At 36.8% G+C, this 13,494-nt stretch carries 16 protein-coding genes; 13 read left to right on the top strand and 3 right to left on the bottom strand.

The features are described 5' to 3' along the window. Positions 1-137: 137 nt before the first annotated feature. Complete coding sequence (locus NSIN_RS00985; protein WP_101008939.1) at positions 138-557, top strand: NUDIX hydrolase; 420 nt, start codon at positions 138-140, stop codon at positions 555-557. Here NSIN_RS00985 and NSIN_RS00980 read toward each other — a convergent pair. Next, on the bottom strand, positions 534-1,487 hold the full coding sequence (locus tag NSIN_RS00980; protein ID WP_101008938.1) for a GDP-L-fucose synthase family protein: 954 nt from the start codon (positions 1,485-1,487) through the stop codon (positions 534-536). The two genes, NSIN_RS00985 and NSIN_RS00980, sit on opposite strands and share 24 nt — an antisense overlap. 59 nt (positions 1,488-1,546) lie before the next feature. Continuing rightward, positions 1,547-2,821, bottom strand: a complete 1,275-nt coding sequence (locus NSIN_RS00975) for a DegT/DnrJ/EryC1/StrS family aminotransferase (protein ID WP_101008937.1) — start codon at positions 2,819-2,821, stop codon at positions 1,547-1,549. Between the two features lie 160 nt (positions 2,822-2,981). Between NSIN_RS00975 and NSIN_RS00970 the strand changes: the two genes are divergently transcribed. The 10 genes from NSIN_RS00970 (at position 2,982) to NSIN_RS00925 (ending at position 10,938) form a co-directional block, all read left to right on the top strand. Further along, positions 2,982-3,863, top strand: a complete 882-nt coding sequence (locus NSIN_RS00970; RefSeq protein ID WP_101009020.1) for a glycosyltransferase family 2 protein — start codon at positions 2,982-2,984, stop codon at positions 3,861-3,863. A 109-nt stretch (positions 3,864-3,972) separates the two neighbouring features. Then, positions 3,973-4,530, top strand: a complete 558-nt coding sequence (gene rfbC / locus NSIN_RS00965) for a dTDP-4-dehydrorhamnose 3,5-epimerase (protein ID WP_101008936.1) — start codon at positions 3,973-3,975, stop codon at positions 4,528-4,530. 43 nt (positions 4,531-4,573) lie between these two features. Further along, positions 4,574-5,572 carry a dTDP-glucose 4,6-dehydratase gene (gene rfbB, locus NSIN_RS00960; RefSeq protein ID WP_101008935.1) on the top strand — a complete coding sequence of 333 codons (999 nt, stop codon included), beginning with the start codon at positions 4,574-4,576 and terminating at the stop codon, positions 5,570-5,572. A 2-nt stretch (positions 5,573-5,574) separates the two neighbouring features. Then, positions 5,575-6,462, top strand: coding sequence for a dTDP-4-dehydrorhamnose reductase (rfbD, locus tag NSIN_RS00955; RefSeq protein ID WP_101008934.1), 888 nt, complete (start codon positions 5,575-5,577; stop codon positions 6,460-6,462). 31 nt (positions 6,463-6,493) lie between these two features. Continuing rightward, a complete protein-coding gene (locus NSIN_RS00950; RefSeq protein ID WP_101008933.1) occupies positions 6,494-7,555 on the top strand; it encodes a glucose-1-phosphate thymidylyltransferase in 1,062 nt (353 codons plus the stop codon). Between the two features lies 1 nt (position 7,556). Beyond that, positions 7,557-8,093 (top strand): adenylyl-sulfate kinase, encoded by a 537-nt coding sequence (gene cysC, locus NSIN_RS00945; RefSeq protein WP_101008932.1) that lies wholly within the window; start codon positions 7,557-7,559, stop codon positions 8,091-8,093. Between the two features lie 169 nt (positions 8,094-8,262). Then, positions 8,263-8,922 carry a hypothetical protein gene (locus NSIN_RS00940; protein ID WP_101008931.1) on the top strand — a complete coding sequence of 220 codons (660 nt, stop codon included), beginning with the start codon at positions 8,263-8,265 and terminating at the stop codon, positions 8,920-8,922. 84 nt (positions 8,923-9,006) lie between these two features. Next, positions 9,007-10,296, top strand: coding sequence for an NAD(P)/FAD-dependent oxidoreductase (locus NSIN_RS00935; protein ID WP_101008930.1), 1,290 nt, complete (start codon positions 9,007-9,009; stop codon positions 10,294-10,296). 118 nt (positions 10,297-10,414) lie between these two features. Then, a complete protein-coding gene (locus NSIN_RS00930) occupies positions 10,415-10,687 on the top strand; it encodes an AbrB/MazE/SpoVT family DNA-binding domain-containing protein (RefSeq protein WP_101008929.1) in 273 nt (90 codons plus the stop codon). Further along, the gene (locus NSIN_RS00925; protein WP_101008928.1) at positions 10,681-10,938 is read left to right on the top strand and encodes a type II toxin-antitoxin system RelE/ParE family toxin; all 258 of its coding nucleotides are present in this window, start codon (positions 10,681-10,683) and stop codon (positions 10,936-10,938) included. The genes NSIN_RS00930 and NSIN_RS00925 overlap by 7 nt, the downstream gene beginning before the upstream one ends. Before the next feature lie 142 nt (positions 10,939-11,080). Here the strand turns inward: NSIN_RS00925 and NSIN_RS00920 are convergent, their stop codons facing one another. Then, positions 11,081-11,512 carry a universal stress protein gene (locus tag NSIN_RS00920; protein WP_101008927.1) on the bottom strand — a complete coding sequence of 144 codons (432 nt, stop codon included), beginning with the start codon at positions 11,510-11,512 and terminating at the stop codon, positions 11,081-11,083. 135 nt (positions 11,513-11,647) lie between these two features. Here NSIN_RS00920 and NSIN_RS00915 point away from each other — a divergent pair, with 135 nt between their 5' ends. Beyond that, positions 11,648-12,541 (top strand): NAD-dependent epimerase/dehydratase family protein, encoded by an 894-nt coding sequence (locus NSIN_RS00915; RefSeq protein ID WP_101008926.1) that lies wholly within the window; start codon positions 11,648-11,650, stop codon positions 12,539-12,541. Next, positions 12,538-13,413, top strand: a complete 876-nt coding sequence (locus NSIN_RS00910) for a glycosyltransferase family 2 protein (RefSeq protein WP_101008925.1) — start codon at positions 12,538-12,540, stop codon at positions 13,411-13,413. The genes NSIN_RS00915 and NSIN_RS00910 overlap by 4 nt, the downstream gene beginning before the upstream one ends. The last annotated feature ends 81 nt before the right edge of the window (positions 13,414-13,494 follow it).

The raw sequence follows: 13,494 nt of genomic DNA, 5'->3' as shown, positions 1-13,494 counted from the left end.
CCTATCATTGATGTTTTTAATTTTGCTTCCAGTATATCATCTTAATTATATTGCCATTAGAAATCTATAATCAAACTCTGAAATTCTCAAACCTGTGATAAATTTTAAAATATTAAGATCATTTTTCTCATATTTATATGCAAAGACCTGATGATACTTTATTTCACAAGTTCCAGTCATATTTTCCATTTTGTTGCGTAGACTTAATTTTAATAAAAAATGGGAAATTTTTACTAGTCAAACGATCTATCTCTCCCTATAAGGGAAAACTTTGTCTGCCTGGAGGAATCATGAGGAGAGGAGAAAAACTAGAAGCTGCTGTTAAAAGAATAGGTAGAGAGGAATTGGGTATAGATGTGGAAATCAAGACAAGTGTTGGATTTTATGAGAAAATCTATCCAAACAGACATGATGTTACTCATTGTTTTCTTGTAATAACGAAAAAAGGAAAAATACACTATGACTATCAAGCCAAAACCGGTAAGTTCTTTAAGAATATACCAAAAGAGACTGCACCATTTTTTAAAAAAATGCTAATTGATGCTGGTTTTTCCTGAACTATCTTGTAGTAATTCATACCATTCTATAGTTCTTTTCAAGCCTTCTTCCAGTCTTACCTGTGGTTCAAATCCGATTTCTCTTCTTGCTTTTTCTATGCTTAGACAACGACGAGGCTGACCGTTTGGTTTTTGTTTATTCCATACAACTTGCGATTTGACATTCATTAATTTTATCAGAATTTCCGCCAATTCTTTTATGGTGACTTCATTTCCACTGCCTATGTTAATTGGTTCACTTTTTTCATATCTTTCAGCAGCTAATATGGCAGCTCTGGCGGCATCATCAACATACAAAAAATCTCTGGAAGGAGTTCCGTCTCCCCAAATTTCTATCTCAGAAATATTAGAGTTTTTTGCATCATGTATCTTTTTGATGAGGGCTGGTATTACATGAGATGTATTGGGATCAAAATTATCTCCTGGCCCATATAGGTTAGTCTGAACTAAGACTATGGAATTGAAATTATATTCCTGACGATAAGATTCAGATTGTACCAGCATCATTTTTTTAGATAATCCATAAGAAGCGTTAGTTTCCTCTGGATATCCACTCCAAATCTGTTCTTCAGAAAACGGTACATCCACAAACTTCGGATAACTGCAAACTGTACCTATAGCAATAAATTTTTCTACCTTGTTCTTTCTACTCTCTTCTATCATCAAGGTGTCCATCATAATATTATCATAGAACACTGAGGCAGGGTGTTCCTTATTGTATCCTATACCTCCAACATTTCCAGCAGTATGAAACACAATATCTGCACCCTTGGTTATTTTAGAACAATTCTCCGGAATTCTTAAATCGCAATCAATTGAACGAGGCACGATTATATCTGAAATCCCTTTTTCTTGAAGCATCTTAACTATCTGTGAACCAAGAAATCCTGAACCTCCAGTTACAACTATTTTCTTTCCTATCAGATTCATTCTATGTCAATGGTTAATCTGTTACACCAATAATAATTTTGAGACATCTAAAAACTTCTCTACCGTTTCCACAGTTTTCGTTCTATAAACTGTGCTATGGTATCTACAATATATTCTCGTTGGTCTCTTCCCATTCTGTGATGATTTCCAAAAAAGAAAGAATTACGCATGGCTATTTTTGAATTGTTAAGCGTACCTCTTGCGTAGTGAGGTATATACTTGATAGACGGCTGTTCTAGTAAATTTCCAGACATTATGGGTCTTGTTTCTATGTTGTGCTTCTTAAGATATTTAACCAACATCTCTCTGTTGAAGGGTGCGTCATTTCTTATCGTCATAGGATAACAAAAACATACTTGATGTGTTCTAGGATCATCCTTAGTAAGTATGAAATAATCTTCATAAGTTGCAAATCTCTTTGTCCAATATTTTGCATTTTCTTTTCGTATTTTGATAAATTTATCTAACTTTGAAATCTGGTGAATTCCAAATGCTCCTTGAATTTCTGTAGGCCGCAAATTATATCCTAAATTTACAAATAAATACATAGGATCTATTGACGGATATTTTTTACTTAATGCCGTCTTATTTCGTAAATCGCGTATCCATCCAAATGCTCTAAGTGCCTTGGTTAACTCGTATATCTCCTTGTTATTAGTTACTGTCATTCCTCCTTCTATTGTCGTTATATGGTGTGATAAAAAGAAACTAAAAGTTCCTATGTCACCAAAAGTTCCCACTTTTTTACCTTTAAATTCCGCACCATGAGCTTCACAACAATCTTCCATTACATGTAGATTTTTTTTTCTAGCGATTTCTGTTATCCGCCCCATATCACAAACATTTCCCAATAAATGAACGGGTAGAAGTAGAGATGTGTTCTTTGTTACAGCTTCTTCTAACTTATCTGGATCTATGCAAAAATTTTCTAGACTGATATCTACAAATTTAGGCTTTAAATTCAAATTTGTGAGAGGGTAAACCGTTGTAACCCATGTGACGGCTGGAGTAATTACTTCACTATTTTTGGGTAGTCTTTTTGAGTATGTTGGATTTGTTAAAGCTGATAACGCAACTAAATTTGCTGATGAACCAGAATTAACCATTGCTGAAAAATTAACATGAAGATACTTTGAAAATAATTGTTCAAATTTCTTAACTTTTTCTCCCATGGTAACTTTGGTAGTTAAAAGTGAGTCAAGTGATTCAATTACTTCATCTGCGCCAAATGAAGGTTCCACCAATCTGATCTTCGTTTTACCTGGTACAAAATCATCATAATCCTCAAATCTCTTTTTAATTATCTTGATTATTTCTGTTGGAACAGATTTCATGTGATAATATATCCATTAAAAAGAACTATTTGAATCATCACAAAATGTGGTTAATGACAGTTCTGAATGTGATAAAAATAACATATTTTCAATGAGGCGCGTTAGTGACTTTTCTTGACATTCATAATATTTTTTATAGGCATGATTGATTGAAATTCAATTGTTTGTCATTGCATGTATTCCAGCGTTTAATGAAGAAAAGGTAATAGGAAACCTCATAAAAAAAATGTTGAGTTATGTAGATGAGGTGGTAGTCTGTGATGATGGTTCTTCGGATCAAACATCTAAAGAAGCTGAAAAGGCAGGAGCAGTTGTTATCAAACATCAACACAACGAAGGAAAAGGTGCTGCCTTGAAATCTCTATTTCAATATGCTAGGAAAAATGATGCTGATATAGCTATCACCATTGATGGTGATGGTCAATTCTTACCTGAAGAAACTCCTAAATTAATTAAACCAATACAAGACAAAAATTCAGATATCGTAATAGGATATAGATTTGATGATGAATCTGATATGCCCTCATACAGGAAGGTAGGAAATAAAATGCTTGACAAAATTACAAATCTGGCCTCTGAACTTCCTTTTCGTGATACACAAAGTGGTTTTAGAGCATATTCGAAAAAAGCTCTGAATTCAATTAATTTCTTAACTGATGGGTTTGGTGCAGATTCTGAAATTCTAATAGATGCATCAAAAAAAGGATTAAAAATTTCTGAAGAAAAAGTCACAGTTATCTATAATACCGGAGGAAAGACATCTACAAAAAATCCAGTATCGCATAGTAGTGATGTGATAGGATCCATACTAGAACTTGTAGCTCTTAAACATCCGCTAAAATACTTGGGATTACCAGGCTTCATACTTCTAGTTATAGGAGTTATCTACTCTGTAGTAGTCATATCTATTTTTAATTCGACAAGATATTTCTCAATTCCATCAACCATGTTGGCATTGGGATCCCTTGTAATTGGTTTAATGTTGTTATTGATGTCGGTAGTACTATTTAGTATAAACAGAGCTACAAGAAGAATATCGTAAAAAATTTGTTTTTTCGAAAATTGGCAATCTCTTCAATTTAATAAAATTGAATCTTTCTTGAATGGATATATGATGAAATATATTTATCTTGTAATTTCTATCTCAATTCATGCCATTCAAGTTTACAAAATTAAAAATCCCAGATGTCATACTTGTAGAGGCTTCATCGTTTGAAGATGAAAGAGGTTATTTCATGGAAACCTTCAAGGAATCAATCTTTAGATCCAATGGAGTGAACACAAGATTTGTTCAAGACAATTATTCTCATTCAACCAAAGGCGTCCTGAGAGGATTGCATTATCAAAAAAACCCAAAAGCACAAGCAAAACTGGTTATGGCAATTACAGGAGAGATACTTGATGTTGCAGTAGATATACGTAAAAACTCGCCCACTTTTGGAAAATGGGTAAGTGAAATACTCTCTGACAAAAATCATAAAATGCTCTATGTCCCTGAGGGCTTTGCGCATGGATTTTATGTGACAAGTGACAAGGCAGATGTAATTTACAAGGTTAACACTGAATATTCCCCAGAAAATGAGCGGGGAATTTTATGGAATGATCCTGATGTATGCATCAAGTGGCCTACTGACAAACCAGTCATGATACAAAAAGACCTTGAACTACCTTTATTGAAAAACGCAGACAACAATTTTGTACATCGATAATAAGCCAGATCAAAATAAATAACAATCTTGACATCTTCAAGGCGTGAGACTACTAGTTTGCGGAGGGGCAGGATTCATTGGCAGCACATTTATCAAAAATCATCTACAAACAAAACCAAATGATATAGTAACAAATCTCGATAATCTGACAATTGGTTCAAACATCAATAATCTGAAAGAAATTATAAAAAATAAAAATTATCATTTTATAAAAGATGATATTAAAAACTTGGAAACAATATCCATTCTTGCCAAGGAAAGCGATATCATAATAAATTTTGCAGCGGAGACTCATGTTGACAGGAGTATATCAAATCCAAAACCATTCATAGAGACAAATGTGTTTGGGACATATTCTATTTTAGAAGCTACAAGAAAACATGATAAATTATTCATCCATGTATCCACAGACGAAATTTACGGAGATGCAGAAAACAAAAAATCCTTTGATGAATCTGATATCTTAAAACCAAGTAATCCCTATTCAGCTACAAAGGCATCGGCAGACCTTCTAGTGGAATCATATCACAGAACATACGGAATAAAATGCATCACAACAAGATGCACAAACAATTTCGGGCCATACCAGTTTCCGGAAAAGCTAATACCTAAAACAATAATCCGGGCATCCAGAAACCTCAAGATTCCACTATATGATGGAGGCTACCAGATACGAAGCTGGATCTATGTCCTAGACCATGTTCAAGCCATTGAATCCCTGATTGAAAAAGGAAAGTCAGGAGAGGTGTATAACATAACATCCTGGAATGAAATTACAAACAAGGTCATTGTAGAAAAAATTCTCAAGATAATGGGCAAGCCTCTAGATATTATAGAAAAAGTAGGAGACAGGCCAGGTCATGACAAGCGATACTCGATTGATTGCTCTAAGATACAAAAAGCAACAGGTTGGAAACCACGATACGAATTTGAACAAGCTTTACAAGAGACAGTTTCTTGGTATCAAAACAATCCACAGTGGTGGGAGCCTCTAGCAAATGAAAAGACACTTCATCCACAACCGTGGACTGTAAACTGGTAAAAATGAAATTTCTTATTACTGGTTCAGCAGGACTGGTTGGGAGCCAGGTCGTTCAAGACTTGGCAAAATCAGAACATCAAGTATATTCGTGTTATGGCCAATCAAAACCTAGCAAAGGCACCCCAGTCCAGCTTGACCTTGTAAATAATGACAACATAATCCAAGTTGTAGACAACATCAAGCCTGATGTAATCATACACTTGGCAGCAATGACAAATGTTGATCTTTGCGAAAAAGAAAAAGAATTGGCATTGAAAATAAACGCAAAAGCTACCCAAACCCTGGCAAAACAAGCTGCAAGACATGATTCTTTTTTTGTCTATGTATCAACTGATTATGTATTTGATGGAAAAAAAGGAATGAAAAAAGAATCCGACATGCCAAACCCCGTTGATTACTATGGATATTCAAAATATCACGGCGAATTGGCGGTACAAGACATGACATCATCCTGGTGTATTGCACGAACAAGCACTCCGTTTGGAATGCATCCTACAAAGAAGAGTTTTCCACTATTTGTTGCAGAGAACCTGACGGCAAAAAAAGAAATTACAATTATAACTGATCAGTATACCTCCCCAACGTACGTCCCAAATCTTAGTCAAATGCTGATAGAAATATCAACAAGAAAAATACTTGGTGTGATTCATCTTGCAGGTGCAACAAGGATATCACGATTTGATATGGCAACCCTTGTAGCCCAGAAACTAGACCTTGAGAAGAATCTGTTAAAACCTGCAAGTATAAATGACATGAACTGGATTGCAAAAAGACCCAAGGACTCTTCCTTGGATGTCTCAAAGGCAACTCAAATCCTCAAAGTAAAACCTCTCTCAGTGGAAGAGGGGATAGATCACTTCATATGTGAAATAAAAACTGGATCAAATTGAAATATACCGCACCTAATAACAAGGATCGAAAATGAAGGGAATCATACTTCATGGCGGTCATGGTACAAGACTGAGACCGCTTACACATGCTGGTCCAAAACAGCTTCTTCCAATAGGAAACAAACCAATGTCACAGTATGCACTTGAGGATTTCAAGGATGCTGGAATTACAGATATTGGAATCATAATTGGTGATGTCTACCCACAGAAGGTAAAGGACTTTTATGGTGATGGAAAAAAATTTGGGGTAAATATCAACTATATCTACCAGGACAAGCCAGCTGGAATCTCGCATGCAATAAAATTATGCAAGGATTTTATCGGAAATGATCGATTTGTAGTGTATCTTGGAGATAACATACTACGGAAAGGATTGGTAGATTATACAAAAAAATTCCAAGCATCCTCTGCAGATGCCATGATGTTATTATGTGAAGTAGATGATCCATCAAGATTTGGTGTAGCAGAGCTTGATGGTAAAAAAATAAAAAAGATAATGGAAAAGCCAAAAAACCCACCATCAAACCTGGCAGTAATTGGAGTCTACTTTCTTACTCCGAAAATATTCGACATTATTGATGTTCTCAAGCCATCCTGGAGGGGAGAGCTGGAAATTACTGAGGCATTACAGCTTTTAATGGAAAAAGGAAATACAGTAGAATATGATATAGTAACAGGCTGGTGGAAAGATACTGGTACTCCTGAAGATATCCTACACGCAAACCAGTTGGTTCTGGATACTATAGGAACACAGAACCAGTTCCGTATAGACAAGGAGACCCAAATACGGGGAAACATTGCTATTGGAAAAAACACAAACATATCAAGAGACTCGTTTATCACAGGTCCTGTCATAATAGGTGAGAACTGTAACATTGGCCCTGCTGCAAGGATAGGACCTCATGTATCAATTGACAACAACTGTTCCATAAAACAGTGCGATATTGAAAATTCTATAGTCATGGCAGACTGTAAGATAGATGCCAAGATCACCATTGTAGATAGCATAGTTGCACATGCATCCGAAATTACTAACCACCATCTAAAGAAGCACCAGTTTCTCTTGGGTGAGAGATCTCAGGTAAGGCTGTAGCTTGGAAAATATACAGGCAGCAGCAATCTGGATAACAGGAATCCCGGCTTCTGGCAAGACTACGCTATCCATGATGCTAAAAGATTATTTCCAGAAAAAAAATATGTCTACTATAATCTTAGACGGAGATGAAATACGAAAAACATTATCTAAAGACCTTGGTTTCTCGCCTGAAGATAGGAAAGAACACAATAGACGAGTAATCGAAATTGCAAAGTTGTTGGTAAAAAATGGAATAATTACAATAGTCCCATTGATATCACCGTATCGAGAAATCAGAAAATTTGCAAGAAAAGAAATTCCAAACTTTGTCGAAGTTTATACCAAAGCTTCCATAGAAGAGTGCATCAAGCGTGATCCAAAGGGATTGTACAAAAAAGCAATGGCAGGAGAGATACAAAACATGACTGGATTACAATCCCCGTATGAGGAACCGCAAAACCCAGAACTTGTCTTAGATACAGAAAAACATTCCAAGGAAGAATGCCTTGAAATGATCCTGTCCAAACTAAAAGAGCTTGGATACCTCAGCAATTAAACTCTGCATTATTGTCATTTTTTCAATATAATCAAAATCCTGTTCAATCTCTGTTTTGCTTATGAAAAGTTTAGTTATCAAACCTGATTTTTGATTTAAACATTTGGTACAATTTGGTAGTACAATTCCTTACTGAACCTTAATACTGATACGGTATCATGCACCTCAAATGAAAAAATTAGTTGCCTTGCTCCTTGTAGCAATACTTGCAGGCTCGGTAACCATTCCAAACGTATTCTCAGATGACGGACAGGATGACCAAAATGACAACAACAAAACCAACACACAAGAAAACTATACTCACAATGAAAATGAAACTTCAGACAACCAAGAAAACGACAACAAACTCCACATGAAATTTGGATACTCTAACGCAACAAGCATAAACATCACACTTCCAAACGGCACCCAGATGACATTCTCATACTCTAATGGAACAAATCCAGGACAGCAGATATCTTCATTTGTACACCAGATACGCGACATCTTCAAGCAACAGGAAAACCTCTCAAAGCAGGCAATAAAAGATTGCAGGCAAAAGGCAAGAGATGCCAGTCCTTCTGACAGGAAAAACATCATGGACCAGTGCAAGACAAATCTCAAGCAGATAAACCAACAGTTCAGATCAAGTCACAAACAGCTTCAAACAGACTTTAAGCAGTTCCGAGAGATGGTAATCACTGACAGCAAGCAAAACCACACAAAATCAACACCACCAAATGACAAAGCACCACACACAATTCAAACTCACACCAAACAACATGGAAATGAACAAAATCCAAGACAGCATGGAAAAGGTCATACACAAAACCATGGAAGACAAGACTAGAAGGCCACCTCTCAACTAATTTTTAATTTTTTTAACCATTAAACACAAAAACGTCTATTTGGCATACCTGTAGATTCCGATGCATTGAAGTCTGACATTACAATAATTGGTGCAGGCATACTTGGTTCTTCGCTTGCCTATTTCCTCTCGCACATGACCACAAAAAAGGTCCTGGTGCTAGACCATGCTCCAAGGGCAGGATATCATACCAGTTCAAGGAACACAGGCAAGGTCCACGCGCCATTTTTGTATGATCCTCAAAAAAAGAAGCTGTTTGCCAAGTCTGCAAGGCTCGGATTTACAATGTGGGAGACTTATGCCAAGCAAAAAAACATTGCATTCAAAAAAGATGGCGTACTTGAAGTTGCACTTGACGAGCCTGGAATACAAAGGCTTGAAAAGTACATGTCATGGGGAGAACAAAACGGACTGGATAAAAATGAGATCTCACTTTTGGACAGCTCTGAAGTAAAAAAACTAGAGCCAGAGGTGGTATGCCAAAAGGCAATCTTTTGCAAAAAGGACGCATCAGTAGACTATGGCATACTGACAGAAAATATTATCAATGATGCTGTAAACCAGGGTGTAACATTTCTGCCAAACACAAATGCCCAAAATATATCAGACAAGGGAGACCATATTGACATACATACAGACAAAGATACGATACAAACCAGTCTGCTGATAAATGCCGCAGGTGGAATGTCAATTGATATTGCGCATATAATGGGTGTAAGAAAAGATCTCACCGACATTCACTTTAGGGGAGAGTACTGGGAAGCAGAGCCTGAATACAAGGACCTGACCAAAACAAGCGTATACTCTGTCCCAAAGCATCTCGAGTATCCGTTTCTTGACCCGCACTGGATAGTGCGCTCTGACGGAAGAAGAGAAGTAGGACCAAACGCAGTCCCAGTCTTTAGCCCCTATGGGTATGATATCTCTGAGAATGTAAAAAAAATGATACCAAAGATGCTTGAGATGCTATCATCTGGTGCATCAAAGATGCTCTTTGACTCTCAATTCATCTCACTTGCGTCAGGCGAATTTTTATCATCTGTATCAAAGACAGTAATGATAAACCGGGTACGGGAATTTCTTCCAAAAGTAGAGCCAAAAAAATTCAAGAAAAGAGGAACTGCAGGAATCCGGGCATCAGTAATTGACAGGAACGGCAAGTTTGTCCCAGATGCACTAGTTGAACAAAGTGGTAATTCAGTTCACATACTCAACTACAACTCTCCTGGAGCAACAGGCGCATTACCGTTTGCCGTATATATCATATCACAAATGCAAAATGCAGGACTGGTCAAGATAGAAAATGACAAGTGCGGTCTGTGGAGCTTTGAGAAGATATCCCAAACACTGGAATAGATATGTCCTAGTTCTAAAAGCAAAGTGATCAGAATCACATAGAAAACGATTCTTCAAAACATGGTTTGTACTGTTGTATGTATCAACAGATAAATAATTGGTAAGACAATCTTACTTTATGTCTAATGATATGATGTTTACTACAGTAAGCAGCAAAGGTCAAATAGTAATACCAAAGAGGGTACGCAAAAAACTGGATATAAAAAATGGTAATATATTTACAATAACAGAAAAGAGAGGTCTAATAGTCCTCAAAAAAATAGATCAGAATCTAAGCCATGATGATATCATGACACTACAATCAATCAATGAGGCATGGGATGAGATTAAAAACAATAAAGGTGGCAAGTCTACAACATCCAAATTCTTTACGGAATTTGCCAAATGGTAATCCAGCAAATAGTATGGTCCGATAAATTCAAAAAAGAAGTTACAAAAATTAAAGATAACAAGTTAAAAGGTACATTACAAAAACAAATCCAAAACTTGGTTGAATGTCCAGAGTTGGGAAAACCATTAAGATACAACTTGAAAGGAGAAAGAACTGTTTATGTCAAGCCATATAGATTAATTTACGCATATGATGGAGCAATTCTCTATCTTCTTCGATTTGAACATAGAAAAAAAGTATACAGGAAATGATACATGCTGGTCTACAATGATATGACACGTGAAATCCTCTCTTGACGACACCAGCCTGATCTAATAATTATATGAAAAAATGATTTGAATCCAGCCCATGAAAATGAAATTGTTTGAATATGTGATACACTAATCTTTGGTTTTATTTTACAATCAATACCGGACACTTGGCATACTGGACAAGTGAGCTTGCAACGCTTCCAAGAACCAATCTCTTAAAGCCTCCAAGACCCCTGGAACCTGATACTATGATATCCACATTATTTTTTTCTGCATATGACAGTATGGCATCTGATACTGAGGATGTCTTTAGTATGACTCCCTTGAATGATACCTCGGCATCTGCTGCACGCAATTCAAGTATTTCAACAAGCCTTGATGCTGCCTCTCTCTGCCTTTCCAGTATTGTTTCTTCTTCTATTGTGGAATATTCTGGGAGCTGATTCTGTACTAGAATGCAGCTTGCAACTAGAACCTTGGAATTGTATTTTTTTGCTATATCTAACGCATACTCAAATGCCCTGTCTGCATTTTTTGAGCCATCATGTGGAACCAAAATCTTACCAATCTTCATTATATCGCAATACCACAGGTTCTCATTTAAACACCAGACCACAATCTCACAGTTGACATGATTGTACCCACAAAACTAATTACTAAAAATGCCAACCGTTGACTTTAATGCTGGTACCAAGTCACAAACAAAATAATGCGCTATACCATAACAGGCGGAGCCGGCTTTATAGGAAGCCATTTGGCAAAAGCCCTTGTAAGTAAAGGCCACTCTGTTGATGTCATAGACAACCTATCAACAGGAAGCATGTCAAATCTTGATGATATCAAAAACAAGATCTCATTTCACAAAACCGACATACTTGATGCTGATTCTCTTGAGGGTATAATACAAAACACAGACGGCATATTTCACCATGCCGCGCTTACATCTGTCCCGGAATCATTTACAAGACAACAAGAGTATGAAAACGTCAACGTAAATGGAACAGAAAATATATTCAAGATAGCAAAAAAACTCCACGTCAAGGTAGTATTTGCGAGCAGCTCAAGTGTATATGGTGATACAAAAACAATTCCAACCAAAGAATCCCACAAGCTGGACCCAATCAACCCGTATGGCATCACAAAACTAAACGCAGAACAACTTGCAACAAAATATTTACAATTTTTTGACGTTGTGGGCCTGAGGTATTATAATGTATACGGAGATACAATGCCAGGCGCAGGTGTAATATCAAAATTCTATTACTGTATACAAAACAACATGCCTCTTGAGATAGACGGGGATGGCAAACAGCTTCGCGACTTTGTGTACATTGATGATGTTGTAAACGCAACCATCTCATCGATGGAAAAAAACACCGGCTCTTGTTTTATCAATGTAGGCTCTGGAGTTGCAACCTCGATTCTAGAGCTGGCAAATTTGTTTTTAAAATATTCTGGCTCTGCTTCAAAAATTATATTCAAACAGCAGGACAAGGGAAATGTGATGACAAGCCAGGCTGATATCTTGTTTGCAAAACAGCTCTTGGGCTGGAAACCGCAAACTACATTAGAAGACTGGATAAAGAATCTATACAAATCATGAAACTTGTCGGAATTCCAGCATACAATGAAGAAAAGACAATAGGAGATATAGTGAAAAAATCACTAAAGCATTCTGATAGAGTCATAGTTGTTGATGACGGATCTACTGATAACACTGCTGATATCGCAAAACAAAGTGGTGCCACTGTAATATCGCACAAAAAAAACCAAGGATATGGCGCATCTGTGATAACATTATTTGACAGGGCACGAGAAGAAAATGCCGACATTCTTACAATAATTGATGGTGACGGCCAACACGACCCGGAACAAATTCCTCTCCTAGTGGATACATTGCAAGAAAATAATGTAGATGTAGTCATTGGATCTAGATTCCTTGAATCAAACTCAACCACGCCAGGATACAGAAAACGTGGAATCAAGATTATCACATCTGCTGCAAACTTTGGATCTGACTTTAAGGTAAGTGACGCCCAGTCAGGTTTTAGATCATACTCTAAAAAGGCAATATCGTCAATTCATCCAACTGAAACAGGCATGTCAGTGTCTACAGAAATTTTACTAAAGATATCAAACAAGGGGCTCTCTATTGCCGAAGTACCAATCACGGTGTCATACAATGGAGAGACATCTTCAGAACATCCAATACCGCATGGCATCTCTGTTCTACTTAACACGCTAAAGTTTGTATCAGTCAAGCACCCGCTTCCATTCTACGGCTTTCCGGGGATAGTCCTTGTCATAGTCGGGTCCGTACTTGGATACCAGTTCCTTGACGCATATCTGAACAAGCAGGCAATCTTCATAGGTTCACTTATGGCCACCATAGTGCTGTTCCTACTTGGTGCAATACTGTGCGTTACTGCAGTTATCTTGTTTTCAATGGCTACACTAATTCGGGAAAAAAGCTGAAAAATCTAATGGGATCTGCAATAAAAGGCCAAATTTGTAAGTTCTATATGGTATTAGAATATATTTTTCATAATTGTACCA

This window comes from Candidatus Nitrosotalea sinensis, from assembly GCF_900143675.1.
GTDB lineage: Archaea > Thermoproteota > Nitrososphaeria > Nitrososphaerales > Nitrosopumilaceae > Nitrosotalea > Nitrosotalea sinensis.
The sequence above is the reverse complement of the archived record's forward strand: the minus strand, read 5'-3'. Positions and strand labels throughout refer to the sequence as shown.